16 protein-coding genes are annotated in these 26,936 nt (G+C 73.0%); 11 read left to right on the top strand and 5 right to left on the bottom strand.

Annotation, left to right across the window (positions count from 1 at the left end; genetic code table 11):
• The first annotated feature begins 28 nt into the window (after positions 1-28).
• The 3 genes from IEZ20_RS03610 to IEZ20_RS03620 all read left to right on the top strand — a co-directional run bounded on the left by IEZ20_RS03610 (position 29) and on the right by IEZ20_RS03620 (position 6,774).
• Positions 29-2,242, top strand: coding sequence for a bifunctional glycosyltransferase/CDP-glycerol:glycerophosphate glycerophosphotransferase (locus tag IEZ20_RS03610; RefSeq protein WP_189294573.1), 2,214 nt, complete (start codon positions 29-31; stop codon positions 2,240-2,242).
• Positions 2,243-2,367: 125 nt separating this feature from the next.
• Positions 2,368-4,569 carry a bifunctional glycosyltransferase/CDP-glycerol:glycerophosphate glycerophosphotransferase gene (locus tag IEZ20_RS03615; protein ID WP_189294574.1) on the top strand — a complete coding sequence of 734 codons (2,202 nt, stop codon included), beginning with the start codon at positions 2,368-2,370 and terminating at the stop codon, positions 4,567-4,569.
• A gap of 6 nt (positions 4,570-4,575) precedes the next feature.
• Complete coding sequence (locus tag IEZ20_RS03620) at positions 4,576-6,774, top strand: bifunctional glycosyltransferase/CDP-glycerol:glycerophosphate glycerophosphotransferase (protein ID WP_189294575.1); 2,199 nt, start codon at positions 4,576-4,578, stop codon at positions 6,772-6,774.
• Positions 6,775-6,840: 66 nt separating this feature from the next.
• Here the strand turns inward: IEZ20_RS03620 and IEZ20_RS03625 are convergent, their stop codons facing one another.
• Positions 6,841-7,254 carry an organic hydroperoxide resistance protein gene (locus tag IEZ20_RS03625; RefSeq protein WP_189294576.1) on the bottom strand — a complete coding sequence of 138 codons (414 nt, stop codon included), beginning with the start codon at positions 7,252-7,254 and terminating at the stop codon, positions 6,841-6,843.
• A 74-nt stretch (positions 7,255-7,328) separates the two neighbouring features.
• Here IEZ20_RS03625 and IEZ20_RS03630 point away from each other — a divergent pair, with 74 nt between their 5' ends.
• On the top strand, positions 7,329-7,820 hold the full coding sequence (locus tag IEZ20_RS03630; RefSeq protein ID WP_189294577.1) for a MarR family winged helix-turn-helix transcriptional regulator: 492 nt from the start codon (positions 7,329-7,331) through the stop codon (positions 7,818-7,820).
• On the opposite strand, the gene IEZ20_RS03635 is transcribed toward IEZ20_RS03630, so the two are convergent.
• A complete protein-coding gene (locus tag IEZ20_RS03635; RefSeq protein WP_189294578.1) occupies positions 7,768-9,300 on the bottom strand; it encodes a glycosyltransferase family 39 protein in 1,533 nt (510 codons plus the stop codon). The genes IEZ20_RS03630 and IEZ20_RS03635 overlap by 53 nt on opposite strands.
• 231 nt (positions 9,301-9,531) lie before the next feature.
• On the opposite strand from IEZ20_RS03635, the gene IEZ20_RS03640 reads away from it, so the two are divergent.
• Genes IEZ20_RS03640 through galE form a run of 3 tightly spaced genes read left to right on the top strand, consistent with a single transcriptional unit; the run spans position 9,532 to position 13,591 of the window.
• Positions 9,532-10,803, top strand: coding sequence for a glycosyltransferase 87 family protein (locus IEZ20_RS03640; protein WP_189294579.1), 1,272 nt, complete (start codon positions 9,532-9,534; stop codon positions 10,801-10,803).
• Positions 10,804-10,838: 35 nt separating this feature from the next.
• The gene (locus tag IEZ20_RS03645) at positions 10,839-12,569 is read left to right on the top strand and encodes a glycosyltransferase family 2 protein (protein WP_189294580.1); all 1,731 of its coding nucleotides are present in this window, start codon (positions 10,839-10,841) and stop codon (positions 12,567-12,569) included.
• 41 nt (positions 12,570-12,610) lie between these two features.
• The gene (galE, locus tag IEZ20_RS03650; protein ID WP_189294581.1) at positions 12,611-13,591 is read left to right on the top strand and encodes a UDP-glucose 4-epimerase GalE; all 981 of its coding nucleotides are present in this window, start codon (positions 12,611-12,613) and stop codon (positions 13,589-13,591) included.
• Positions 13,592-13,678: 87 nt separating this feature from the next.
• On the opposite strand, the gene IEZ20_RS03655 is transcribed toward galE, so the two are convergent.
• Positions 13,679-14,317: a TetR/AcrR family transcriptional regulator gene (locus IEZ20_RS03655; protein ID WP_189294582.1), complete on the bottom strand. Its 639-nt coding sequence runs from the start codon at positions 14,315-14,317 to the stop codon at positions 13,679-13,681.
• Between the two features lie 204 nt (positions 14,318-14,521).
• Here IEZ20_RS03655 and IEZ20_RS03660 point away from each other — a divergent pair, with 204 nt between their 5' ends.
• The 4 genes from IEZ20_RS03660 (at position 14,522) to IEZ20_RS03675 (ending at position 20,299) form a co-directional block, all read left to right on the top strand.
• Positions 14,522-15,436 (top strand): ABC transporter permease, encoded by a 915-nt coding sequence (locus IEZ20_RS03660; protein WP_189294583.1) that lies wholly within the window; start codon positions 14,522-14,524, stop codon positions 15,434-15,436.
• Positions 15,429-16,328 carry an ABC transporter ATP-binding protein gene (locus IEZ20_RS03665; protein ID WP_189294584.1) on the top strand — a complete coding sequence of 300 codons (900 nt, stop codon included), beginning with the start codon at positions 15,429-15,431 and terminating at the stop codon, positions 16,326-16,328. Before IEZ20_RS03660 ends, IEZ20_RS03665 begins: the two co-directional genes overlap by 8 nt.
• A gap of 102 nt (positions 16,329-16,430) precedes the next feature.
• Positions 16,431-18,638, top strand: a complete 2,208-nt coding sequence (locus IEZ20_RS03670) for a CDP-glycerol glycerophosphotransferase family protein (RefSeq protein WP_189294585.1) — start codon at positions 16,431-16,433, stop codon at positions 18,636-18,638.
• Positions 18,635-20,299 (top strand): glycosyltransferase family 2 protein, encoded by a 1,665-nt coding sequence (locus tag IEZ20_RS03675; protein ID WP_189294586.1) that lies wholly within the window; start codon positions 18,635-18,637, stop codon positions 20,297-20,299. The genes IEZ20_RS03670 and IEZ20_RS03675 overlap by 4 nt, the downstream gene beginning before the upstream one ends.
• A 43-nt stretch (positions 20,300-20,342) precedes the next feature.
• On the opposite strand, the gene IEZ20_RS03680 is transcribed toward IEZ20_RS03675, so the two are convergent.
• Positions 20,343-21,746, bottom strand: a complete 1,404-nt coding sequence (locus IEZ20_RS03680; RefSeq protein ID WP_189294659.1) for a putative glycosyltransferase family protein — start codon at positions 21,744-21,746, stop codon at positions 20,343-20,345.
• 232 nt (positions 21,747-21,978) lie between these two features.
• The gene (locus IEZ20_RS03685; RefSeq protein WP_189294587.1) at positions 21,979-26,931 is read right to left on the bottom strand and encodes an NAD-glutamate dehydrogenase; all 4,953 of its coding nucleotides are present in this window, start codon (positions 26,929-26,931) and stop codon (positions 21,979-21,981) included.
• Between the last annotated feature and the right edge of the window lie 5 nt (positions 26,932-26,936).

Below are 26,936 nucleotides of genomic sequence, written 5' to 3' on the forward strand. Positions count from 1 at the left end.
CCCGCGCCGACCGACCCATGGATGTCCCTTGCCCAGGTTCAGTGTCATTGTCCCCGCGTACAAGGTCCAGGCGTATCTTCCCGCGTGCCTGGACTCGGTGCTCTCGCAGTCGTACCCCGATCTGGAGCTGATCGCCGTGGACGACTGCTCCCCCGACGCCTGCGGCGCCCTCATCGACGAGTACGCGGCCCGCGACGCCCGCGTGAAGCCCGTGCGCCTGGCCGAGAACCAGGGACTCGGCCGCGCCCGGAACGCGGGGATCGCCGAGGCGAGCGGCGACTACCTGGTCTTCCTGGACAGCGACGACACCCTCACCCCGGACGCGCTGCGGGCCGTCGCCGACCGGCTCAAGGAGACCGGCGACCCGGACGTGCTGGTCTTCGACTACGCGCGCACCTACTGGGACGGCCGCGAGGTGCGCAACCAGCTCGCCGCCCAGCTCACCGAGCAGGGCCCGGCGCCGTTCCGGCTGGAGGACCGGCCGGGGCTGCTGCGGGTGCTGATGGTGGCCTGGAACAAGGCGTACCGGCGGGAGTTCGTCGCCGAGCACGGCTTCCGGTTCCCGCCGGGCTACTACGAGGACACCCCCTGGACCTTCCCGGTGCTGCTGACCGCCGGTTCGCTCGCCACCCTGGACCGGGTGTGCGTGCACTACCGGCAGCGCCGGCAGGGCAGCATCCTCGGCACCACCAGCCGCAAGCACTTCGACCTGTTCGAGCAGTACGACCGGGTGTTCGCGTACGTCGAGGAGCGGCCCGAACTCGCGCGGTGGCGCCCGGAGTTGTTCCGCCGGATGGTCGACCACTACGCGACGGTGTTCACCAAGCGGGGCCGGCTGCCGCGCGGCAGCCACGGCGAGTTCCTGCGCCGGGCCCGCGCCCACTACCGCCGCTACCGGGTGCCGGGGGCGCGCCTCAGGCTGCGGCACACCCTGGTCCGCTTCGGGCTGCACCGCACCTTCCGGGCGCTCCAGCTGGCCGCGGCCGTCCGCCGGCGGACGGCGAAGGCCGCGGTGCGGCTGGTCCGCGCCCTGCGCGCCGGCGCCCTCCGGCTGCACTACGGCATCCAGCTGCGGCTGCCGCTGCGCCCGGACCGGGCGGTGTTCACCGCCGAGGAGGGGTACGGCGATCCGGCCGCGCTGGAGGAGGCGTTCCGGGCGCTCGTGCCGCGGGTGAGCACGGCGTGGATCGCCCGGCCCGGGCAGGAGCGGGCGGTGCCGCCGGGCCCGCGCCGGCTGCGGCCCGGAACGGCCGACTACTGGTCGGCGCTGGCCCGCTCCCGCTACCTGGTCGCCGACACGGCCTTCGAGCGGCGGCTGCGCAAACGCCCCGGACAGGTCTTCGTGCAGACCCAGCAGGGCACCCCGCTCGGGCACGCGGGTCTCGACCTGCTGGAGCGCCCGGCGGCGGCCCGCGGCCTGGACTGCGCGGCGCTGCTGCGGAGCGTCGACCAGTGGGACTACGTGCTGTCCGGGAACCGGCACGCCACCCTGACCTGGGAGCGGGTCCACCCGGGCGGCTACACCACGCTGGAGTACGGGCTGCCCCGCAACGACGCCCTCCAGCGGGCGACCGCGGCGGACGTGGCCCGGGTGCGCTCGTCGCTGGGCGTCCCGGAGGGGGCGGTGGCGATCCTGTACGCGCCCGCCCGCCGCGACCACCTGCGCACCCAGCGCCCGCTGCTCGACCTGGAGCGGATCCTGCGCCGCCTCGGCCCGCGCTTCGTGGTCCTGGCCCGCACCCCCGTCCCCGTCCGGGGCACCCGGATCATCGACGTCTCCGGCCACCCGGACACGGCCGCGCTCTGCCTCGCCTCGGACGCGCTGCTCACCGACTACGCGCCGGTGATGTTCGACTACGCGGGCCTCGACCGGCCGATCGTGGTGCACACCGAGGACTGGGCGGCGTACGAGGCGGTCCGCGGCGCCTACGTCGACCTGCGGGAGTTCCCGCCGGGCGCGGTGGCGCGCAGCGAGGACGAGCTGATCGACATCTTCGCCACCGGCCACTGGTGCGGCTCGCGCTCGGCGCAGCTGCGGGCGGCGTTTAGGGAACGGTTCTGCCCGTGGGACGACGGGCGGGCCGCGGAGCGGGTCGTACGGCGGGTGGTACTGGGCGAGACCGAGCCGGCCCCGGTGGTGCCGCTGGCGGAGCGCGCCCCGGCGCCGGCGGCCTGTGCGCGGTCGCCGCTGGCCACCGTGCCGCAACCTTCCGGCCCCCTCCCCGTCACCGAGAGCCACTGAACACCGTTGGTCCTTCCGGGAGTTCCCATGCCCCTCGGCTCGACGCGGCCCACCCCGAGCCGGCCGTCCACCTGGCGTCCGGCGGGACGGCCCGGCCGCGTCCGCAAGACGACAGAAAGAACAGAATGCCCCGCTTCAGCATCATCGTCCCGTCCCACGGGGTCGCCGGCCGGCTGTCCCAGGCGCTGGACTCGGTCCTCGGCCAGTCCTTCGGCGACCTCCAGCTGATCCCGGTCTGCGACGCCCCCGACGCCCCGGCCGCCGAGGTGGCGGCCGGGTACGCCGAGCGGGACTCCCGGGTGACCCCCGTCCACTCGCCGCCGTCCGCCGGGCTCAGCGGGGCGCGCAACGCCGGGATCCGGGCGGCGACCGGCACGTACCTGCTGTTCCTGGACGGCGACGACCTGCTGCTGCCGGGCGCGCTCGCGGCGCTGGACGCCCGGCTGTCCGAGACGGGCGGCGTGGACGTGCTGTACGCCGAGCACGAGCGCGCCCCCTGGTGGGAGGGCGAGCCCACGAACCCGGCCGCGCCGCTGCTCGCGGGGGCCCCGAAGGCCGCCTTCGCCCCCGCCGAGCGGCCCGCGCTGACCGGTGTCCCGCTGCCGGCGTGGAGCGCCGCCTACCGCCGCGCCTTCCTCACCGAGCAGGAACTCGCCTTCCCGGAGGGCCACTTCACCGACCTGGGCTGGGGCGGGCTGGTGTCCGTCGCCGCCGGGCGGATCGCGGTGCTGCGCCGGACCGTCGTACGGCACCGGCTGCGCCGCCAGGGCAGCCGGCTCAATCTGCCGGGCCCGCACCAGCACACCCTGCTGGACCAGGTGGAGCGGGTGCTGACACGGGCGGCCGAGCGGTCCCTGCCCGCCGAACGCACCGGGCCCCTGTTCGACCAGCTGTTCGCCGTGGTGCTGAAGACGGCGTCCCGGCCGGAGCGGCTGTCCCGCGGGCATCGGGCGTTCTTCCGCCGCGCGGGCCGCCTCTACCGGACGCACCGGCCGGCCGGCCACCGGGTCCCGGGCGGCAGCCTCGGGGTGCAGCACCGGCTGCTGGCGGCCGGCGCGTACACCGCGTTCGCCGCTCTGCGCGGCGCCAACCGGGTGGCCGGCGGCGCCGCCGGACGGCTGCCGCGTCCGCGGATGCTGCGCACCCGGCTGCGCTACGCCCGCGACCTGCGCCGCCCGCTCGATCCGAACCTCGCCGTGTACTGCGCCTACTGGGGCCGCGGCTACGCCTGCAACCCGGCCGCGATCCACGCCAAGGCCCGTGAACTCGCCCCGCACCTGCGCTCCGTGTTCCTGGTCGAGGCCGGCCAGGAACACGCCGTGCCCGAGGGCGTCGAGTACGCGGTGATCGGCTCCCGGCGCTCCTGGGAGCTGCTGGCCCGCGCCACGTACCTGGTCAACAACGCGAACTTCGCCGAGGGCGTCGTCAAGCGGCCGGGCAGTGTGCACCTGCAGACCCAGCACGGCACCCCGCTGAAGACGATGGGCGTGGACCAGTCGACGTACCCGGTGGTGGCCGCCCGGTCCGGCAGCTACACCAAGCTGCTCGGCCGGGTCGACCGCTGGGACTTCAACCTGTCGTCCAACCGCCACTCCACCCAGATGTGGGAGCGCGCCTTCCCCGGCTCCTACGAGCACCTGGAGTACGGCTATCCGCGCAACGACGTCTACTACACGGCGACCGCGGCCGACGTCGCCCGGATCCGGCGGGAGCTGGGCGTCCCGGAGGGCGCGACGGCCGTGCTGTACGCGCCGACCCACCGCGACCACCACACCGGCTTCGAGCCCGGCCTGGACCTGGAGGCGTTCTGCGCGGCGGCCGGCGAGGACGTCGTCGTCCTGCTGCGCGCCCACTACTTCTACGACCGGGGCCGCTCCCGGGGCTCGGACCGCGTCATCGACGTCACCGCGCACCGCTCCTCGGAGGACGTGTGCCTGGCCGCGGACGCGCTGGTCACCGACTACTCGTCCATCATGTTCGACTACGCCAACCTGGACCGGCCGATCGTCGTGTACGCCGACGACTGGGACGTCTACCGGGAGACCCGGGGCGTGTACTTCGACCTGATGGCCGAGCCGCCCGGACCGGTCGCCCGGACCCCGGAGGAACTGGCCGCGGTCTTCCGCGACGGCTCGTACGCGGGCCCGGACGCGCGGGCGCTCAGGGCCGCCTTCCGGGAGCGGTTCTGCCAGTTCGACGACGGGCGGGCCGCCGAGCGGGTTGTGCGCAGGGTGCTGCTCGGGGAGCCGCCGGAGGCGGTCCCGCCGGTGATCCCGCTCGCGGAACGCATCCCCGCCCCCGCCGCCGCAACCCTCGTGAGGAGCTGACCCGCCGTGCCCCGCTTCAGTGTGATCGTGCCCTGTTTCAAGGTGCAGGGCTTCCTGCGCGAGTGCCTGGACTCGGTGCTCGGCCAGTCCTTCGGCGACTTCGAGCTGATCGCCGTGGACGACTGCTCCCCGGACGGCTCCGGCGCGATCCTCGACGAGTACGCCGAGCGCGACCCGCGCGTGAGGGTGCTGCACCTGCCGGAGAACGTGGGCCTCGGCCGGGCCCGCAACGCGGGGATGCCGCACGCCACCGGCGACTACCTCTTCTTCCTGGACAGCGACGACAGCCTCACCCCGGGCGCGCTGCGGGCCGTCGCCGACCGGCTCGCCGAGGCCGAGGACCCGGACGTGCTCGTCTTCGACTACGCGCGCACCTACTGGTGGGGCGGCACCCGCCGCAACGTCCTCGCGCACCTCCTCAGGCGCGAGGGCACGTTCAGCGCCTCGGAGTACCCGGAGATCCTCGACCTGCTGATGGTGGTCTGGAACAAGGTCTACCGGCGGGACTTCGTCACGGCGGGCGGCTTCGAGTTCCCGCCCGGCTACTACGAGGACACCCCCTGGACCTTCCCGGTCATGCTCAGCGCCCGCCGGATCGCCGCCCTGGACCGGATCTGCCTGAACTACCGGCAGCGCCGGCAGGGCAACATCCTGTCCACCACCAGCCGCAAGCACTTCGACGTCCACGACCAGTACGAGCGGGTCTTCGCGTTCGTGGCCGAGCGGCCGGAGCTGGCGGATTGGCGGCCGTACCTGCACCGCAAGATGGGCGAGCACTGCCTGGACATCCTGGCCAAGCCGGACCGGCTGCCGCCCGCCGACAAGGCCGAGTTCTTCCGGCGTACGGCGGAGATGTTCCGCCGGCACCGGCCCGAGGGCGCCGCGGTGGACGGGGAGGTCGCCGTGCTGACCGGTTCCTGGGCCGGGTACCGGATCAGGCGGCAGACGGCGCGGGCCGGGCGGGAGGCGGCCCGGCGGGCGGAGCGGGCGCGCCGCACGGCCGCCGGGCGGGCCCGCGCCGGCTGGACGGCCCTGCACGCGCACCGGCCGCTCGACCCGCGGCTCGTGGTCTACTCGGCGTCCTCGCACCGGGGCCTGCTCGGCGACCCGGCGGCGATCTACCGCAAGGCCCGGGAGATCGCCCCGCAGCTGCGCGGGGTGTGGGTGGTGCGGGACGCGGAGACGGCCGCGCGGCTGCCGGACGGCGTGGAGCACGTGATCGTCGGCTCGCGGCGCTACCTGGAGGTCACCGCGCGCGCGAAGTTCTTCGTGAACGACGTCAACTGGCCCGGCACGCTGGCCAAACGCCCCGGCAGCGTGCACATCCACACCCACCAGGGCACCCCGCTGAAGTACATGGGCGCCGACCTGCTCGACAAGCCGGGCGCCCGGCTCGGCTTCGACGTGCCGCAGATGCTGCGCCGCGCCGACCGCTGGGACTACAGCCTGGTCGCCAACCCCCACTCCGAGCTGGTCTGGGAGCGGGCCTATCCGTGCCACTTCACCTCGGTGCGCACCGGCAGCCCGCGCAACGACGTGCTGGTGGACGGCGCCGCCGGCGACTTCCGGGAGCGGCACGGCATCCCGGCGGACCACACGGTCGTGCTGTACGCGCCGACCCGCCGGGACTACCGCCGGGGCGGGCACGTGGACCGGATCGACCTGGCCCGGTTCGCGGCCGACCTCGGCGAGGGGCACACGCTGGTGGTCCGGCTGCACCCGTCGCTGGCGAACGGCCCCGCGCGGGGCATGGGTCTCACGGAGCTGGCCCGGCGCCGGCTCGTGGTCGACGCGACCGACGAACCCGACCTCGCCGACGTGCTGCTCGCGGCGGACGCGCTGGTCACCGACTACTCGTCGGTGATGTTCGACTATGCCGTCCTGGACCGGCCGATCGTGGTGCACGCCGACGACTGGCCCGCGTTCACGGCGAGCCGGGGCGCCTATCTCGACATCACGGCCGAACCGCCCGGTCATGTCTCGACCTCGTACCGGGAGCTGGCCTGGGTGTTCGCCTCGGGCGCGTGGCGGGACGAGGAGTCGGCGCGGCTGCGCGCGGACTTCCGGTCCCGGTTCTGCGCGTACGAGGACGGCCGGGCCGCCGAGCGGGTGGTACGGGCGCTGCTGCTGGGCGAGCCGCTGCCCGGTGAGCCGGTACGGATCCCGGGGCAGGCGTCGGCACCGGACGCGCTGGCGTCGGCGTAGGGCGGCGTGCGGGAGGGGGCCGGCCCCGCCGGGGGGCGGCCCCCTCCCGCACCACTCCCCCGGTGACTACTCGATGACCAGGTCGACGTCGATGTTGCCGCGGGTGGCGTTGGAGTACGGGCACACCTGGTGGGCGGTCTCGACCAGCTTGCGGCCGGTCTCCTGGTCCACCGTCTCGGGCAGCTCGACGCGGAGGGTGACCTTCAGTCCGAAGCCCTCGCCCTGCTTGCCTATGCCGACCTCGGCGGTCACGGCGGCGTCGCTGACGTCGACCTTGGCCTGGCGGCCGACGAGGCCGAGGGCGCTGCCGAAGCAGGCGGCGTACCCGGCGGCGAAGAGCTGCTCGGGGTTGGTGCCCTGACCGTTGCCGCCCAGCTCCACCGGCATGGCGAGGGCGAGGTCGATCCTGCCGTCGGAGGAGACGGCACGGCCCTCGCGGCCGTGGGTGGCGGTGGCGACGGCGGTGTAGAGCGCGTCCATGAAGACCATCCCTCTCGGGTGTGCGGTTCGTTGTGCCCACAAGTAGAGCACACAACTAAGTTGTGCACAACTAAATGGCTCGCAAGAGCTACCCTGGAGCCATGAACGACACGGAGTGGCTGCGCCTGGACCGCCAGATCTGCTTCTCGCTGCACGCGGCGTCCCGCGCCTTCAACGGCGTCTACCGCGTGATCCTCAAGGACCTGGGGCTCACCTACCCCCAGTACCTGGTGATGCTGGTGCTGTGGGAACAGGGCGACCTGCCGGTCAAGAAGCTCGGCGAGCAGCTGCGGCTCGACTCCGGCACACTGTCCCCGCTGGTCAAGCGGCTGGAGGGGGCCGGTCTGGTCCGACGCGAGCGCAGCGCCGAGGACGAGCGCTCGGTCCTGGTCCAGCTCACCGAGGACGGCGCGGCGCTGCGCGAGCGGGCGCTGGAGGTGCCCCGCCGGATCATGTCGGCGACCGGCTTCGACCTGGCCGAGATCGTCGACCTGCGCGCCCGGCTGGACCAGCTCACCAGCGCTCTGGACGCGGCGGCGGAGGCGGAGGCGCGGGCGGCGCGCTGACCGGCCGGACGTAGAGCCGTACGGTCACCCCGCCCCGCACGGCTTCCCCCCGGACGACGAACTCCTGCCGCAGCACGGCCGCCTTCGCCCGCTCCACGGCGTTGCGCGGCGCCCAGCGCCCGGCGAGCACCCTGCGGTCCGCCACGACCCACACCCGGTCCACCCCCGCCAGCCGCCGCCGCACCTCGGCCACCCCGGCCTCCCGCCCGTACAACGTCCCCGACTCGCCGGCCCCCGCCGCCAGCGCCACGTCCCGGGTCCCGCGGAACGCCCCCGGATACGTGAGCGCCACGTTCCGCATCTGCACCGGGAGATACAGCACGGGATCGCCGGGGCCCAGCCTGCGCGCGGCAAGGCGGGAGACGGCGGCGAGGTCATCGGGTCTCCGCCCGGGATCCCGGTCCTTCTGGAGGAGGGGGAACTGGTGGAGGAGGGAGAGAGCGAGGGCCAGGACACCGGTGAGCGTGACGTACGGCGACCGCGACACCGGGGGCGCACCCGCCCGACGGCGGTCGGCCGAACGACGACCAGCGGGCCGCAGGCGCGCCACCACCCCCGCCACCCGCTCAGCCCCGCCCGCCACCAACAGCGGAGCCCCCGAAAGCGCGTACAGCACATAGCGGTCCACGTACAGCGGCGACACCTGCGACGCCAGCATCAGCACCACCGGCGGCACCACCACCACCGGCAGCCCCACCCCCGCACAGGTGACCTCCCCCCGCCGCCCCACCAACCCCGCCAGCCCCACCACAGCGAGCCCGAGGCACACCCAGAACACCTCGTCCGCCGGCCCGAGAAACCCCCGCAGCAACCTTTCCGCCGTCTCCGCCGTGGGCGCCCGCAGCCACGCCACCTGCGCCGCCTGCCCCCGCGACACCACCACCATCGGCACCAGCGCGAGGACGACCGCCCCCGCCGCGCACCCCCACCCCCGCCACACCCGCCGCCCCGCCCGCGCCAGCGCGAGCGACCCCGCGTGCGCGAGGAGCAGCAGGACCGCGAACTCGTGCAGCCAGCAGGTGAGTCCGAGCACGAGGCCGTAGGGCCACCAGGTGCCGCCCCCGACGCCCCGGACGAACAGCAGGGTCGCCGCCGTGGCCCCGGCCGCGACGAGCGCGTACGAGCGCCCCTCCTGGGCGTAGTGGCCGGCCATCGGTGTGACGGCGTAGAGCAGTCCGGCCCACAGTCCCACCCGCGGCCGGGCCAGCCGGGTGCCGAGCGCGGCCACCAGCGCCGCCGTGCCGGCCGCCGCGCACACCGAGGGCAGCCGGAGCGCGACCTCGCCGGGGTGGACGGCGAGGACGGCGTGCAGCAGGAGGTAGTACAGGCCGTGCACCGCGTCCACGTCGTGCAGCAGGTGCCAGATCTGCGGGACGGTACGCCGCCCGACCTGGAGGCTGACGGCCTCGTCGCGCCACGTGCCGCCCCGGTCGAGCCCCCAGAGCCCGAGCGCGAGCATCACCAGCGCGGGCACGCCCATGGCGGCGGCCCGGCTCGGCCCCGTCCCGGCGGGTGCCGGTGCCCGATGCGGGGGTTGGCTCGTTGCACCGGTCGGTACGCCAGTGGTCGCTCCAGTCGCTCGACGCCACTGGGGTTTCGCAGGAAGCCCGACGTTCACCATGGCCCGATCTCTTGCGATTAGCCAATATTTGCGGTTCTTGACGGCGTATCAGCAGGGATACACCATCCGCACGACTTAGGCTCCCATGTGATGAACCGTCTGCGCGTCACCCCCGGCCCGGTCCTCACTCTCACCGCCATCTGGCTCACCACCCGTGCCCTGATGCTCTGGCTGCTCGCGTACGGCGGCGCCCGGCTGCTCGGCGGCGGTTCGGTGAGCCGGGAGGTCTGGCGGCTGTACTTCCACTGGTACGGCGTCCTCGCGCACGGCTCGTTCCCGGTGCACGACACGCTGTGGCAGTACCCGCCGGGCGCCGGCGCGGTGCTGCTGGCGCCGGGCCTGCTGCCGGGCCTGACGTACTTCGAGGCGTTCGTGGTGCTCACCCTGGCCGTGGACGCGCTGACCGTGGCGGCGCTGCTCCGCGCGGGCACCCGCCCCGGGCGCAGCCTGCTCGGCGCGGCCCTGTGGACCGGCGGCCTGCCCCTGCTGCTGCACCTGCCGCTCGCCCGGTACGACGTCCAGGTCACCGCCCTGGCCGTGCTGTCCCTGCTGGCCTCGGCGCGCTCCCCGCGCGCGGGCGGCGTGCTCGGGGCGCTGGGCGCGCTGGTGAAGGTGTGGCCGGCGCTGGTGCTGCTGGGCACGCCCCGCGGACGGCCGACGCGCACGGCATGGGCGTGGGCGGTGTGGACCGGGGGCGCGTGTCTCGCCCTGCTCGCGGCCTGCTTCACCCACCCGCTGTCCTTCCTGCGCGAGCAGGGCGGCCGGGGAGTGCAGATCGAGTCGCTCGGCGGTACGGCGCTCAATCTGGCCCGGCGGGCCGGCTGGCCGGGCCGGGCCCGCTACCGGTACGGCGCCATGGAGATGGTCGGCCCGCACGTGCACACCGTCGCCACCGCCTCCCTCGCGCTGACGGCGGTCTCCTTCGGGCTGCTCGTGCTGTGGCGGGTACGGGCCCGGCACTGGACCGAGGCCACGCCGTACGACGCGGCGCTGAGCGCGGTGCTGCTGTTCACGGTCACCAGCCGGGTGATCAGCCCGCAGTACATGGTCTGGCTGATCGGGCTCGCCGCCGTGTGCCTGACCTCGCGGCACACCAGCCAGCGGCCGGTGGCGGTGCTGGTCCTGGCGGCGTCCGCGCTGAGCACCGTGGTGTTCCCGATGTACTACCGCGAGGTGATCGACGGCACCTGGGCCGGGGTCCTGCTGATGCTGGCCCGCAACGGGCTGCTGACGGCCGCCGCCGTGCTGTCCTTCGCGCGGCTGTGGCGGGCCTCGCGGCCGCCGGCCGGAAAGTCCGCGCCCACGACGCAACCCCGGCCGGGTTCCGACCGTCTACCGGAGCGAGCACTAAGCCTCTCCTAACGGGGTATTACCGAATATTCGTACGCTCCCGGCCCATGGACCCCATGCATCCAGAACAGCCAGACCCGCACCCGGTACCGACACCGGCGCCCACACCGGCACCGGCGCCTCAGGTCGCCGTCGTCGTGATCGGCTACAACGACCGCGCCCATGTGGGCGACGCGGTGCGTTCGGCGCTGGCGCAGGGGCCCGCGGTCGCCGAGGTGATCGCCGTCGACGACTGCTCCACCGACGGCAGTGAGGCGCTGCTCGCCCGGCTGGCCGCCGGCGAACCGCGGCTGCGCGTGGTGCGCCGGAAGGTGAACAGCGGTGGCTGCGGCAGTCCGCGCAACACCGGGATCGACGCGGTGACGGCGCCGTACGTGATGTTCCTGGACAGCGACGACGTGCTGCCACCCGGTGCGGTGGACGCGCTGCTGACGGCGGCCGAGGCGGCGCGCGCCGACGTGGCCGGCGGCCTGTGCGTGCGCCGGGAGCTGCCCTCGGAGCGTGAACAGCCCTGGCAGGCGCCCCTGTACACGGAGCACACCGTCCTCGCCCGCCCCGCCCAGTGCCCCCGCCTGGTCCACGACACGCTGTGCGTCAACAAGCTGTACCGCACCGACTTCCTGCGCGAGCACGGCATCCGCTTCCCCGAGGGCCGCTTCCTCTACGAGGACATCGTCTTCACCGCGCGCGTGCTGGCCACCGGCCCGCGCATCGCGCTCGTACCGGACCGGGTGTACGTGTGGCAGGTGCGCCGGTCGGCCGAGCGGCTGTCGCTCTCGCTGGACCGGGGGCACGTCGACAACTGGGCGGCGCGCGTCGAGGCGTGCGCGCTGGCGTACGACATCCTGCTGGGCGCCGGGCAGAAGGAGCTGGCGCGGGCGGCGCGCGCCAAGTTCCTCGACCACGAGGTGCGGATGTACGCACGCGAGCTGGGGTTGCGCGACGCGCCCTACCGGCGTGCGTGGTGGGCGCGCACCCAGGAGCACCTCGCGCGCTACGACGCGGCCGACTGGGAGCTGAACCCCGCCGCCCCCGGCCGCCTGATCGGCCGGGTCGTCCTGGAGTCGCCCGAGCCGCGCGACCTGCCCCGCCTGCGGGAACTCGCCTCCCGCCCGGCGCGCCTGCTCCCGCCGTACGCCCGCGCGGCCGACGGCACCCCGGTCTGGTCCCCCGGACTCCCCCAGGTCTCCCTGGCCCCCCTCCTCACCCGGCCCGTCCCCACGCTCCCGCTGGCGGTGGACGCGGAACTGCGCCCCCGCGCGCGTGCCTCGGTGCTGCGCCTGCGTCTGCACGAGCTGTACGGCCGGGTGGCCGAGGCGGACCCGCGCGAGGTGGACGTGGAGTGGCACGCGCGCGACGACGACCGTACGCGCGGGCGCACGACGGTGGCACTCACGCCCTCCGGCGCGGACACCACCGACAGCGCGGACTCCGCCGACAGCACGCCCACCACCGACAGCACGGCCACGATCGACAGCGCGGACACCGTCGGCTCCTGGACGGCGGAGGTTCCCGTCGATCTGGCGGGACTCGGCTCGGGCACCTGGGACCTGCGGCTGACCCTGCGCTTCGCGGACGGCGGGGAGCGGGAGGCGACGGCGCACGCTCTCGCAGGCGCCGGCCGGCTGCGCCGGCGCGCCGTGCCGAGCGCCGTGCACGGCGTGCTCCTGGTCCAGCCGTACGCCACGCACTCCGGCGCCCTGGCGGTGCGGGTGGCGACCGGGCTGGGCGGAGTGCTGGCGGTGCTCCGCGGCAGGCTGCGCCGCCTGCTTCACTGAGAGACGGGCCGGCCGACGGACCGACGAAGGGATGGCCGCACATGACCTGGCTGATCACCGGCGGCGCCGGATACATCGGGGCGCACGTCGTCCGTGCGATGACCGCGGCCGGCGAACGCACGGTCGTCTACGACGACCTGTCCACGGGGGTCGCCGAGCGCGTACCGGCCGAGGTCCCGCTGGTGCGCGGCTCGGTCCTGGACGCGGAGCGGGTGGGCCGCGTACTGGCCGAGCACCGGATCACCGGGGTCGTCCATCTGGCCGCGAAGAAGCAGGTGGGCGAGTCGATGGAGCGCCCGCTGCACTACTACCGGGAGAACGTCGAGGGGCTGCGCGTGCTGCTGGAGGCGGTGACGGCGGCCCAGGTGGCCTCCTTCGTCCTCTCCTCCTCGGCGGCCGTGTACGGCATGCCCGACGTCGATCTGGTGACGGAGGAGACGCCCTGCCTGCCGCTGTCCCCCTACGGCGAGACCAAGCTGGCCGGCGAGTGGCTGGTGCGCGCCACGGGCCGGGCCACCGGCCTCGCCACGGCGTCGCTGCGCTACTTCAACGTCGCCGGCGCGGCCGCCCCCGAACTCGCCGACACCGGCGTGTCCAACCTGGTCCCGATGGTCTTCGAGCGGCTCACGCAGGGCGCGGCGCCGCGGATCTTCGGCGACGACTATCCGACGCCCGACGGCACCTGCGTCCGCGACTACATCCACGTGGCCGACCTGGCCGAGGCCCATGTGACCGTCGCCCGCGCGCTGCGCTCCACTCCGGGCATCGACCTGACCTTCAACATCGGCCGGGGTGAAGGGGTGTCGGTCCGCGAGGTGATCGACCGCGTCAACGCGGTCACCGGCTACAACCGCCCCCCGACCGTCACCCCGCGCCGCCCCGGCGACCCGGCCCGCGTGGTCGCCTCGGCCACCCGCATCGCCACGGAACTGGGCTGGCACGCCAAGTACGACGTCCAGGACATGATCACGTCGGCGTGGGAGGGCTGGCTCCGGCTCCACCCGGAGGCGGCGCGGTCGTAGGCCACCCGCCGTGGGAGCCGCGGTCCGTCGCCGACCGCGCCCGCTCTGTGGCTGGTCGCGCCGTTCCCCGTGCCCCTTCCGGGCGCTTCACAGGGCCTTCAGCGCGCCCGCCGTGGCCCGCGCCAGCTTCTCCAGGTAGCCCTTCGGCAGTTTCGGGGACCGGATGACCACCGAGCGCCAGTACAGCGGACCGGAGATCAGGTCCAGGGTCAGTTCGGGGTCGAGTCCCGCGGGGAGTTCGCCGCGCCCCGCCGCCGCCGCCACGATCCGGCTGGCCACCCCCTCCTGACCGTCCCGCAGGGCCTTCTGGAAGGCGTCCGCGAGGTCGGGGTTGCGGGCCGCCTCGGCCTGGAGGTCGGGGATGATCTGGGACGCCACGGGGTGGCGCAGGGCGCGGGACGTGACCTCGTACAGCAGCCGCAGGTCGCCCTCCAGCGAGCCGGTGTCCGGCACCGGGAACCCGGTCACCGCCAGCGCCGACACCACGTCCAGCACCAGGTGCAGCTTCGAACGCCACCGCCGGTACACCGCCGTCTTGCCGACACCGGCCCGCCGCGCGATCCCCTCGATGGACATGCGGGCGTAGCCGACGGAGGCCAGTTCCTCGAAGACGGCCGCCCGGATGGCCTCGGTCACGTCCTCCCGGAGCACGGCCGCCCCGGCGGGCGCCCGGCGGCGCGCACGCGCCGGCGGCTCGTCGGCGGACTCCGCGGCGTTCGTCGTCATACCGCACAGCATAGGGCGTGACGACGAAACGGTTGCGTTCCGACGTCCATTGCGCCTACGCTCGCGTTGCGACGATACGGTCCCGTCCCGACGTAAGAGAACGTGAAGAGAAGCGTAAGGAAACGCCGGGCGACCGCCACGAACGCGACGATCCCGGCGAAAGTCGGACGCAGCACCCCCTCCCCCCGAGCGAAAGCAGCGGATGTGAGCCAGGTCCTCCACACACCGCCCCCGACCCAGGCGCCGGCCGACGACGACCTCGCGGCGCTGGCCGCCCGGCACGGCCTGACGGTCAGCGGGGCCCGCCCCTCCCTGCCGGAGTACGTCCGCCAGCTGTGGGCCCGCCGCCACTTCATCAGCGCCTTCGCCACCGCCAAGCTCACCGCGCAGTACAGCCAGGCGAAGCTCGGCCAGGTCTGGCAGGTCATGACCCCGCTGCTGAACGCGGCGGTCTACTACTTCATCTTCGGCGTGCTGCTCGGCACCAAGCACAACGTGCCCGACTACGTGCCGTTCCTGGTCACGGGCGTGTTCATCTGGACCTTCACGCAGAGCTCGATCATGGCCGGCACCCGGGCCATCTCCGGCAACCTCGGCCTGGTCCGCGCCCTGCACTTCCCGCGCGCCGCCCTGCCGATCTCCTTCGCGCTCCAGCAGCTCCAGCAGCTGCTGTTCTCGATGGCCGCGCTGGTCGTCATCCTGCTCTGCTTCGGCGTCCCGGTCGCCGCCTCCTGGCTGCTCGCGCTCCCGGCCCTGGTGCTCCAGTTCACGTTCAACGCCGGCGTGTCGATGGTCATGGCGCGGATGGGCGCCAAGACCCCCGACATCGCCCAGCTGATGCCGTTCGTGCTGCGCACGTGGATGTACGTGTCCGGCGTGATGTGGAGCATCGACAAGCTGGCCAAGAAGGACGACCTGCCGCACGTCGTCACCGTCCTGCTGGAGCTGAACCCGGCCGCGGTCTACATCGACCTCATGCGCTTCGCACTGATCGACAGCTTCCACGCCCGGTCCCTGCCCCCGCACGTGTGGGCGGTGGCCACCGGCTGGGCCCTGCTCGCCGGCATCGGCGGCTTCATCTACTTCTGGAAGGCTGAGGAGACGTACGGCCGTGGCTGAGAACGTGAACGACAAGGTCCCCACCGTCGTCGCCGACCGCGTCGACATCGTCTACCGGGTCAACGGCACCGGCGCGGGCCGCGGCTCCGCCACCGCCGCCCTCAACCGCATCCTGCGCCGCGAGCAGACCGAGCGTGCGGCCGGCGTGCGCCGGGTGCACGCGGTGAAGAAGGTGTCGTTCGTCGCCTACAAGGGTGAGGCGATCGGGCTCATCGGGACCAACGGTTCCGGCAAGTCGACCCTGCTGAAGGCGGTCGCGGGCCTGCTCCCGGTGGAGAGCGGGCACATCTACACCCACGGCCAGCCGTCCCTGCTCGGCGTCAACGCGGCCCTGATGAACGACCTCACGGGCGAGCGGAACGTCTTCCTCGGCGGCCTCGCCATGGGCATGCCCCGGGAGCAGATCAAGGAGCGCTACCAGGACATCGTCGACTTCTCCGGGATCAACGAGAAGGGCGACTTCATCACCCTGCCGATGCGCACCTACTCCTCCGGCATGGCCGCCCGGCTCCGCTTCTCCATCGCCGCCGCCAAGGACCACGACGTCCTGCTCATCGACGAGGCGCTGGCCACCGGCGACCGCTCCTTCCAGAAGCGCTCCGAGGCCCGCATCCGCGAACTGCGGCGGCACGCGGGCACGGTGTTCCTGGTCAGCCACAACAACAAGTCCATCCGCGACACCTGCGAGCGGGTCCTGTGGCTGGAGCGCGGCGAACTGCGCATGGACGGGCCGACCGAGGAGGTCATGAAGGAGTACGAGGCCTTCACCGGCGACAAGAAACCGGCCCCGAAGAAGCCCGCGCCGAAGCCGGACGCCACGAAAACGAAGACTGAGGACACAAAAGCGGACACACCGCAACCGGACGCGCCGAAAGTCGCTCTTCCTTCCTGAGTCCAGCCCTTACGCCAAGCGCAGTTATCCCTTTCATCTACTTAGTGACAGTATGTTATGAAGGGTGCGCCCGGAGACCGCGAGCCGAAGGAGTCCACTGCGATGCCCCAGCTGAGTGTGATCGTCTACGGGCCGAACGCACAGGGGCATCTGACCGAGCTGCTGGGCTCCCTGGAGTCCCACCCGCTCCCCGACGCCGAGGTGATCGTCGCCGCGGTCGGCGACTGGGCCCGGGAGACGGCCGAGGGCCACGCCCCCGAGACGATCGTCGTACCGCTGCCGGACGGCACGGGTGACCCGGAGGCGCGGGCCGCCGGCGCCGCCCGCGCCTCCGGCCGCTGGCTGCACTTCGTCCACGCCAAGGACGGCCTGCCGGCCGGCGCCTCCCGCCTCATCGCCGAGCGGACCGCCGAACTCGACACCGGTTCCTCCGACCCCGTCGACGTCCTCCTCTTCGACCACGTCACCACCACCTGGCAGACCGCCGCCCGCCCCTCCCGCGACGGCCGCCACCTCGCCGCCGTCGGCCGCGCCGCCCTGCCCCTGCACGAGGCCGCCGACCTGCTGCGGCTCACCCCGCTGCTCGGCAACCGCGCCCTGCGCGCCGCCTTCTGGCGGGCCCACGAGGAGCGGCTGAACACCGACGACGAGCCGCGCGCCGCCCACGCGGCCCTGCTGCACGCCGAGCGCGTCGCCTGCCTGAACCAGACGGCGTACGAGCACCGTGTGCTGCGCCCCGAGAGCCTGCCGCCGCGCGCCCCCGAGGACCGGCTCGCGCTCATCGACCGCTACGAGGCCCTGCTCCCGCTCACCCGGGACCGCCGCGCCCCCCACACGGTGCTGTACGACCTGATGGTGCGCGACCTCCTGCGCACCTTCGCCCGCGAGGACCTGCCCGACCCGGTGGCCCGCGAGTTCTTCCGCCGCGCCTCCCTCGCCGCGGTCCGCTGGCGCCCCGAGGGCCACCGGCGCCCGGCGGGCCTGGAGGGCGTACGGTACGCGCTGCTGGAGGAGGGCGCCTACACCAAGTACCGCGCGTTCCAGGCGGCCAACCGCACCCGCCGCGCCGCCCGCAAGGCCGTACGGACCCGCAAGCGGCGCCTCGGCGCGAAGGTCCGCGACCACCAGTACCAGCGCGCCCTCAGCCGCCCGCTGGACCCGAACCTCGCCGTGTTCGCGGCCTACTGGGACCGGGGGGTCGCCTGCAACCCGGCCGCGATCGCCGCGAAGCTCGCCGAACTCGCCCCGCACATCCGTCCCGTGTGGGTGGTGAACAAGGAGAACGCGGCCCTGCTGCCGCCCGGCACCGACCACGTCGTGCCCGGCACCCGCCGCTACTGGGAGACCCTGGCCACCGCGACGTACCTGACGAACAACGTCAACTTCCCGAACGCCGTGGTCAAACGCCCGGGCTCCATCCACCTCCAGACCCACCACGGCACCCCGCTCAAACGCATGGGCATGGACCAGATGGACCACCCGGCCGCCGCCAAGGGCCTCGACTTCGCCGCCCTGCTGGCCCGGATCGACAAGTGGGACTACAGCGTCAGCGCCAACAGCCACTCCACCCGCATGTGGGAGCGCGCCTACCCGTCCCGCTACACCTCGCTGGACTACGGCTATCCGCGCAACGACGTCTTCTACACGGCCACCGCCGCCGACGTCCGCGCCGCCCGCGAGCGCCTCGGCATCGCCCCCGGCAGGACCGCCGTCCTCTACGCCCCCACCCACCGCGACTACGAGGCCGGCTTCACCCCGCGCCTCGACCTCGCCGCCCTCGCCGACCGCCTCGGCGAGAACACCGTCCTCCTCGTCCGCGCCCACTACTTCTACGGCGGCGCCGCCTCCCCGCTGGCCGGCCTGCGCCGCTCCGGCCGGATCATCGACGTCTCCTCCTACGACCCCGTCGAGGAACTCTGCCTGGCGGCCGACGCCCTGGTCACGGACTACTCCTCGATCATGTTCGACTACGCCAACCTGGACCGCCCGATCGTCGTCTACGCCGACGACTGGGAGACGTACCGCACCACCCGCGGCGTCTACTTCGACCTGATGGCCGAACACCCCGGCCACGTCGCCCGCACCCAGGAGGAACTGGCCGAGATCTTCGTCTCCGGCGCCTGGCGCGACGACAGCGCGGCCAAGGCACGAGCCGCGTTCCGGCGCCGCTTCTGCGAGTACGACGACGGGCGCGCCGCCGAACGGGTCGTACGCCGGGTGTTCCTGGGCGAACCGGAGGAGGCACTGCCACCCGTGCTCCCCATCGAGGACCGCACCCCCGCCCCGACGCCCGAGGAGGCCACGGCATGACCATCCCCGACGTCACGGTCACGGTCATCGTCTTCAACGACGCGGCCCGCCTGCCCCGCGCGGTCGCCTCGCTGCGCGCCCAGACGCACGCGAACATCGAGATCGTCATCAGCGACGACCACTCGACGGACGACACGCCCGCGGTGGCCCGGGAACTCGCGGCCCAGGACCACCGGATCCGCTACATCCGCCTGCCGGAGAACAGCGGCGGGTGCAGCGCCCCGCGCAACCGGGCCATCGAGATCGCCCGGGCGCCGTACCTGATGTTCCTCGACAGCGACGACGAACTGCCGCCCCGTGCGGTGGAGTTGCTGCTCGCCGCGCACCGGGAGCGGGAGGTGGACTTCGCCATGGGCGCGGTCCGCCGGGTCCGCGTGGACAACGGCCGCCGCTCGACCTGGATGCCGCACCTGGTCGCCGAGCGCCGCACGGTCGAGGGCATCGAGGAGGATCCCCGCCTCCTCTTCGAGCACCTGTCGACCAGCAAGATGTACGCCCGCGCCTTCCTCGACCGCCACCAACTGCGCTTCCCCGAGGGCATCCACTACGAGGACCAGCTGTTCTCGGCGCAGGCGTACTGCCTGGCGAAGGCGTTCACGATCATCCCGGACCCGGTGTACGTCTGGTACATCGAGCCGTTCGCCGCGGCGGCCTCCGCCTCCATCTCCAACCAGCGGCACAAGATCTCCAACGTGCGCGACCGGGTGCACGTACAGCGGCTGATCGACGACTTCCTGGTGAGCAGCGGGCACGCGGCCCTGCGGGAGGACAAGGACTACAAGTTCCTCAAGCACGACTTCCGGATGTACGCGGGCGACCTGCCGTACCGGGACGAGGAGTGGCTGGCGTCCTTCGCGGACATCATGAACCCCTACCTGGACACGCTCTCCCCCGACGCGTACGCCCGGCTGCCCCGCGCCGAACGGGTGGTGCTGGAGCTGCTGCGGGACGGCCGCACGGCCGAGGCCCGGCTGGCGGCACGCGGTCTGGGGCACGCGGTGGCACCGCGGCAGGTGACGACGGACGAGGCGGGCATCCCCTACTGGGGCGACACCGTCCCGTCCACGGACCGCGCCCGCCGCGAACTGGACGTGAGCGAACTGGAGCTGGACACGCGCCCGTTCCCGACCGCCCACTTCCGCCACGAGATCGTGCAGCTGACCCCCGCCCCCGGCGCCTCGCTGACCCTGACGATCCGCACCTACGACCCGGGCCTGCGCCTGCCCGTCGGCCCGCAGCGCGCGTCCCTGCTCCTCACCCCCGGCAGACGCCGCATGACGGTCCCGTTCCGCCTGGACCCGGTCCGCCCCGGCGTCTTCGAAGGCACGGTCCGCCTGGACCTCGCGTCCGCGCCGGTCCCGCTGCACGGCTTCGCGGGCGTACGACACCCCCTGCTCCGCCTGGACCAGCAGGGCCTGGCCAACTCCGCCCTGCTGCTGGCCCCCCTGGACTTCCCGACCCGCACGGTCCGCATCCCCTACCACTCCGGCGCCGCCCCCCACGACCTCACCGTCGAACCGGAGGGCCGCAACCCCGGCCGCCTCCAGCTCCGCTGGACCCCGGTGGGCGTCACGGCCCGGATCACCCGCCCCCTGGTCCGCCGGATCGCCCGGCCCCGGGTACGGAACGCCGCACGGCTGGTGGCGAGTGCGTTGAGGTGACGGGGCGGTCGCACGGTTCCCCGCGCCCGTGGGGAACCGCGGCTCAGGGCACCACTCGGTACAGGACCTGGCCGCCTGGACCCACGGCCGCCTTCCGGAGCCACGGTGCCTTCGCCGACGCACCTGCGACGACCCACTTCACCCGGTACTCCCGCAGGATCCCCCGCCGCTGCGAAGCATCCGTCGCCGCCGAGAAGTACCGCTCCACCGCCGCCTCCCTCCGCCCCGCGTCCGGGAGGAACACATCGGGATACCCGGGCGCCACGGTGTACGCCCCGTACGCCGGGATCTGCCGGGCCGGGAACGTGCGAGCCATCACCACATCCCCGTACCGCACCCCCGCCCGCACGATCCACTGGTACCCCGCCCACGGCACCCGGTACTTCTCCGCGACCACCCCCGGCAGCGCGTCCCGCGGCACCACGTACCCGAGCGTCCCGGCCTGCGTCCACGCCCCCACCGCCAGCGCGGCGAACAGCACACACGCCCACGCCCTCCGCACCGCGGCCCGCCCCGCCGACACCACCTCGACCGCGGCCGCGAGCTGCGCCGGGACGAGCGCGGCGGGCAGGGCCCGCCCCCAGGAGTAGTGCCCGGTCAGACCCCCCGCCGCGAACACCAGCGCGCCGAGGAGGAAGAAGAGGACCAGCGGGTCGCGACGGTCCCGGCGCCAGCGGAACCCCAGCGCCACCACCCCGAGCAGGACGAGCCCGAACCTCCCGGCCAGGTCCTCGTACAGCGGCCGGTGGATGGCCTCCAGGTCCGCGCCGGCGGAGAACAGCGCGAAGAAGTCGTAGTACGGCCAGAGCCACAGCACCCCCAGCCCCAGCAGCAGCCCGGCGCCGAGCCGCAGCAGCACCGCGCGGGCCGGCCGTGCCGCGAGCACCATGGCCAGCCCGCCCAGCGAGGCCACGACGCCCGTGAACTGGTGGCACAGCAGGATCAGCGCCCACAGCACCCCCAGGCCCGGATACGCCCCCCACGCGCCCGTCCCCTCGCGCACCGTCCGCGTCAGCCAGGACCAGAAGTGGAAGGCGAGGCCCAGCGCGAACACGCTCGGGTACGACACCGTCAGCGCCAGGGAGTTCAGCCCGAGGAAGCCGCTCCAGTTGAACAGCACCGGGCCCCACAGGAACAGCAGGCTCAGGAAGGCCAGCGCGGGGGCGGAGCGGTGGTCGGTCAGGATCCGGACGTAGCGCCGTACGCCGGTCATCAGCAGCCCCAGCCCGGTGAGCGCGGCCAGGCGCAGGACGACGAAGACGGACAGGCCCGTCACCTTGGCGACGGTGCCGAGCAGCACCATCCAGGGTGAGTAGTAGGGGCTCGGCGTGTCGGCGTCGACCAGCGGGTTGCCGGGATGCAGCAGGTCGTGCCGCAGGCGCTGGACGGTGGCCGCGTGCATGCCGAGGTCGCCCGCCCAGGGCAGGCGGACGACGACCCAGAACATCAGCACCACGACGAGCGCGGCGGCGATCGGCGGCAGCTCCCGGCCGACGCGTGACGCGGAGCCGCCCGGCGGTGCCGCGGGGCTCACCTGTTCGGTGTCAGACGGCGCGGTGTGCACACCGTCGACCCTAAAGCAGGCGCCCCCGGTGCACTGCCGGGGGCGCCTGTCGTGTCGTACCGCTGGTCGTACGGCCGTTGTCGTACGGCTGTTGTCGTACGGCTGCGTCGTACGACTACGAGTGCGTGCGCAGCAGCGTCCGCATCGTCCGCATCGCCACCGACAGGTTGGCGAGGTCGAAGGAGTCGGAGCTGCGGATCTCGTCCAGCGTGGTGCGGGCGCGGCTCAGGATCGCCGCGTTCTTCTGCTCCCAGGCCTTGAAGCGCTGCTCGGGCGTCGAGGTGCCGTTTCCGACGGCCAGGACGTCCGCGGTGAGCGCCGCGTGCGCCGCGTACAGGTCCTCGCGGATGGAGGCGCGGGCCATGGACTGCCAGCGGTCGGCACGGGGCAGCTCGATGATGCGGTCCATGAGCTGGGTGATGTTGAGCCGGTCGGCGAGGTCGTAGTAGATCTCGGCGACGTCCAGCGGCTCCTTGCCCGTGCGGTCCGCCACCGACACGATGTCGAGCGTCGGGAAGGCGGAGGAGAAGCCGGCCACGCGGGTGGCGAGTTCGTCCGGGACACCGGCCTCGGACAGCTCGTCGTACACGTGCTGGTACCACTCCAGGTCCGCGCCGCGCAGCAGCTTCGGCAGCTCCTGCCAGACCCGCTCGACCCGCTCGGCGAAGAACTCCACCGTCTCGGCGAGCTGCAGCGGCTGCGGCCGGTTGTTGAGCAGCCAGCGGGTGCCGCGCTCGACCAGCCGGCGCGAGTGGAGGCGGATGCGGGTCTGGACGTCGGCGTCGACCTTGTTGTCCAGGGCCTCCACCGCGTCCCACACCGGCGCCGAGCAGAAGATCGCGCGGGCCGCGGTCTGGGCGCGGACGATCTCCTCCAGGGAGGCCCCGGTCTCCTCGCGCAGCCGGTGCAGGTACGTCGTACCGCCCGTGTTGACCGTGTCGTTGACCAGCACGGTCGTGGTGATCTCACGGCGCAGCGGGTGGTTGTCGATCGCCTCGGCGAACCGCTCGCGCAGGGCGGTCGGGAAGTAGGCGTGCAGCAGGCCGCGCAGGTACGCGTCGTCCGGCAGCGAGGTGTGCAGCAGCTCCTCGGCCACCGTGATCTTCGTGTACGCCAGGACGACGGCCGTCTCCGGGCCGGTCAGGCCCTGGCCCCCGGCGAGGCGCTCGCGGATCTGGCGGTCGGTGGGCAGGAACTCCAGCGCCCGGTCCAGGTGTCCCTCGCGGACCAGGTGGCGGATGAACCGCTGCTGGGCGTGGAGCATGTCCTTGGCCTGGAACAGGGCGTTGGCCAGGGCGGTGTTCTGCGCGTAGTTGTTGCGCAGCACCAGCGCGCCGACCTCGTCGGTCATCTCGGCGAGCAGCTTGTTGCGCTGCTTGACGGTCATGTCGCCGTCCGCGACCAGGCCGTTCAGCAGGATCTTGATGTTCACCTCGTGGTCGGAGGTGTCCACGCCGGCGCTGTTGTCGATCGCGTCGGTGTTGATCCGGCCGCCGTGCAGCGCGAACTCGATCCGGCCGAGCTGGGTCAGGCCCAGGTTGCCGCCCTCGCCGACGACCTTGACCCTGAGGTCCGCGCCGTCGACGCGGATGGCGTCGTTGGCCTTGTCGCCGACGTCGGCGTTCGACTCCGACGACGCCTTCACGTACGTGCCGATGCCGCCGTTCCACAGCAGGTCCACCGGCGCCTTGAGGATCGTCTTCATCAGGTCCGCCGGGGTCATCTTGGTGACCTTGCCCTCGATGCCGAGGGCCTCGCGGATGTGGCTGTTGAGCGGGATCGACTTGGCCGTACGGGGGAAGATCCCGCCGCCCGCCGACAGCAGGTCGGTGTTGTAGTCGGCCCAGCTGGAGCGGGGCAGCTCGAACAGGCGGCGGCGCTCGGCGTAGGAGACGGCCGCGTCCGGGGTGGGATCGATGAAGATGTGCCGGTGGTCGAAGGCGGCGACCAGGCGGATGTGCTCGGAGAGCAGCATGCCGTTGCCGAACACGTCACCGGACATGTCACCGATGCCGACGACCGTGAAGTCCTCGCTCTGCGTGTCCACGCCCAGCTCGCGGAAGTGCCGCTTCACGGACTCCCAGGCGCCGCGCGCGGTGATGCCCATGCCCTTGTGGTCGTAGCCGGCCGAGCCGCCGGAGGCGAAGGCGTCGCCGAGCCAGAAGTTGTACGTGTTCGCGACCTCGTTGGCGATGTCCGAGAACGTCGCGGTGCCCTTGTCGGCGGCGACCACCAGGTAGGTGTCGTCGCCGTCGTGCCGCACCACGTCCTGCGGCGGCACGACCTCGCCGGCCACCATGTTGTCGGTGATGTCCAGCAGCGCCGAGATGAACGTCTTGTAGCTGGCGACGCCCTCGGCCAGCCACGCGTCGCGGTCCACGCCCGGGTCCGGCAGCTGCTTGGCGACGAAGCCGCCCTTGGCGCCGACCGGCACGATGACGGTGTTCTTCACCATCTGCGCCTTGACCAGGCCGAGGATCTCGGTGCGGAAGTCCTCACGCCGGTCGGACCAGCGCAAGCCCCCTCGGGCGACCTTGCCGAAGCGCAGGTGCACGCCCTCCACCCGCGGCGAGTACACCCAGATCTCGTACGCCGGGCGCGGCGCGGGCAGGTCCGGGATGGCCTGCGGGTCGAACTTCATGGAGACGTAGTCGTGCGGCTGTCCGCCGAGCGCCTCCTGGAAGAAGTTGGTGCGCAGGGTCGCCTTGATGACGGTCAGGAAGGAGCGCAGGATGCGGTCCTCGTCCAGGCTGGCCACCTGCTCCAGGGCCGCGTCCAGCTCCTCCAGCAGGGCGTCGGTGATCTCCAGGCCGGCCTGCTGCCGGTCCGGGGACATCCGCGCCTCGAAGAGGGAGACGAGGAGCCGGGTGGTGTGGACGTTGTTGCGGAGGGTGTCCTCCATGTAGTCCTGCGAGAAGGTCGAACCGGCCTGCCGCAGGTACTTGGCGTAGGCGCGCAGCACCATCGCCTGCCGCCAGGTCAGCCCGGCGCTCAGCACGAGCGCATTGAAGCCGTCGTTCTCGGCCTTGCCGGTCCAGGTCGCGGCGAACGCGTCCTGGAACCGCTCGCGGGCGTCGTCGCCCAGGTAGTCGCCGTTGTGGCCGCCGGGCGGCTTCGGCATGCGCAGACCGAAGTCGTAGATCCACGCGGTGGTGCGGTCCGCGCAGCGCAGTTCGTACGGCCGCTCGTCGGTGACCTCGACGCCGAGCCGGCTCAGCACCGGCAGCACCTTGGAGAGGGAGACCGAGCCGCCCTTCTGGTAGATCTTGAAGCGGCGCTCGTCGGGCGCGGCGCCCACCGGCTCGTACAGGCTCAGCGAGAAGGTCTTGCCGTCGCCGAGCTGCTCCATGTGGACGAGGTCGGCGACCGCCGCGCGCGGGCTGTGGTCGGCCTTGTAGCCCTCCGGGAAGGCGTGGTTGTAGCGGCGCAGCACCTCGGCCGCGCGCTCCTCGCCGCACTCGGCGGTCAGCGCCTCGGCGAACGAGTCGGCCCAGGAGCGGGCCGCCTCGACCAGGCGGGCCTCGATGCGCTCCTTGTCGCTGTCCGACAGCTGGGGCAGCTCGGTGCCCTGCGGGACCCGGACGACGAAGTGCAGCCGGGACAGGATCGACTCGGTGTTCCAGGCGGTGAAGTCGACGCTGGTGCCGCCCAGCTCCTCCTTCAGGATGTCGATGATCCTGAGGCGGACGCCGGTGGTGTAGCGGTCGCGCGGGAGGTAGACGAGGGCCGAGTAGTAGCGGCCGTACTCGTCCTGGCGCAGGTACAGCCGCAGCCGGCGGCGTTCCTGCAGGTAGAGCACGCTCGTGACGATGGACTGCAGCTCGGCGACCGGGGTCTGGAACAGCTCGTCGCGCGGGTAGGTCTCCAGGATCTGGAGCAGGTCGCGGCCGTCGTGGCTGTTGGGCGAGAACCCGGCGCGCTCCAGCACCTCGTCCACCTTGCGGCGGATGACGGGAACGCGGCGCACCGACTCGGTGTAGGCCGCGGAGGAGAACAGGCCGAGGAAGCGGCGCTCACCGACGACGTTGCCGTCCGCGTCGAACTTCTTGACGCCGATGTAGTCGAGGTACGACGGCCGGTGCACGGTGGCCCGGCTGTTCGCCTTGGTCAGCACCAGCAGCTTGTGCTCGCGGGCCTTGGCGCGGGCGTCGGCCGGGAGCCGCTCGAAGGAGGGGCTGACCGGGTGCTGGTCGTCCTCGGCGTGGTGCGGGTCCGAGCGCAGTATGCCGAGACCGGTGCCGGGCACGGCGGCGAGCGTGTCGTCGTCGCGCAGCTGGTACTCGCGGTAGCCGAGGAAGGTGAAGTGGTCCGCGGACAGCCAGTGCAGCAGCTCGCGGGCCTCCTCGACCTCCGGCCGGGGCAGGTCGCCGGGGACGGGCTCGCCCTCCAGGTCGTCGGCGATCCGGGTCGCCGCGTCCCGCATCTTCTCCCAGTCCTCGACGGCCTCGCGGACGTCGGACAGGACGCGCAGCAGGTCGGTGGTGATCTGCTTGAGGTCGGAGCGGTCGGTCTCCCGGTCGATCTCGACGTGGATCCAGGACTCGACGTGCGCGTCGTGCGGGAGGTCGCCGATGAACTCCGTGGACCTGGTCGGCAGCACCTCGATCAGCTTGCCGGTCAGGTCGCGCCGGACGACGAACTGCGGGTGGACGACGACGTGGATGCCGCGCCCCTGCCGGGTCAGCTCATTGGTGACCGAGTCGACGAGGAAGGGCATGTCGTCGGTGACGACCTCCACCACGGTGTGGCTGCACGTCCACCCGTTCTCCTCCACGGTGGGGGTGTGCACCCGGACGTTCGCGGTGCCCTGCGGGCGGTTCTCGGCGAGACGGTAGTGCGAGACCGCTGCGCCGAAGACGTCGACCGGGTCGCGGTCGGCGAGGTCTTCCGGGGCGGTGTGCAGGTAGTAGCGCTGGAGGAACGCGAGCACGGACTCGCTGTCCGGGGTGCCGGGGGTGCCCTCGCTCGTCGTCCCGGTCGGTAGGTGCCCCCCGACCGGGCTGTTCTCAGCTACCCGGGCAGCCCGTTCGAGCAGCTCGGCCTTGGCTTCGTCCAGCTTGGTCTGCATTGTCC

The sequence above is a fragment of the Streptomyces cinerochromogenes genome (assembly GCF_014648635.1).
GTDB lineage: Bacteria > Actinomycetota > Actinomycetes > Streptomycetales > Streptomycetaceae > Streptomyces > Streptomyces cinerochromogenes.

Coding starts and splice junctions, on each gene's coding strand:
- IEZ20_RS03645 (WP_189294580.1), top strand. CDS start 10,839: ATGGACCCCATGCATCCAGAACAGCCAGACCCGCACCCGGTACCGACA.
- IEZ20_RS03640 (WP_189294579.1), top strand. CDS start 9,532: ATGAACCGTCTGCGCGTCACCCCCGGCCCGGTCCTCACTCTCACCGCC.
- IEZ20_RS03635 (WP_189294578.1), bottom strand. CDS start 9,300: ATGGGCGTGCCCGCGCTGGTGATGCTCGCGCTCGGGCTCTGGGGGCTC.
- IEZ20_RS03630 (WP_189294577.1), top strand. CDS start 7,329: ATGGCTCGCAAGAGCTACCCTGGAGCCATGAACGACACGGAGTGGCTG.
- IEZ20_RS03670 (WP_189294585.1), top strand. CDS start 16,431: ATGCCCCAGCTGAGTGTGATCGTCTACGGGCCGAACGCACAGGGGCAT.
- IEZ20_RS03655 (WP_189294582.1), bottom strand. CDS start 14,317: ATGACGACGAACGCCGCGGAGTCCGCCGACGAGCCGCCGGCGCGTGCG.
- IEZ20_RS03625 (WP_189294576.1), bottom strand. CDS start 7,254: ATGGACGCGCTCTACACCGCCGTCGCCACCGCCACCCACGGCCGCGAG.
- IEZ20_RS03615 (WP_189294574.1), top strand. CDS start 2,368: ATGCCCCGCTTCAGCATCATCGTCCCGTCCCACGGGGTCGCCGGCCGG.
- galE (WP_189294581.1), top strand. CDS start 12,611: ATGACCTGGCTGATCACCGGCGGCGCCGGATACATCGGGGCGCACGTC.
- IEZ20_RS03680 (WP_189294659.1), bottom strand. CDS start 21,746: ATGTTCTGGGTCGTCGTCCGCCTGCCCTGGGCGGGCGACCTCGGCATG.
- IEZ20_RS03675 (WP_189294586.1), top strand. CDS start 18,635: ATGACCATCCCCGACGTCACGGTCACGGTCATCGTCTTCAACGACGCG.
- IEZ20_RS03685 (WP_189294587.1), bottom strand. CDS start 26,931: ATGCAGACCAAGCTGGACGAAGCCAAGGCCGAGCTGCTCGAACGGGCT.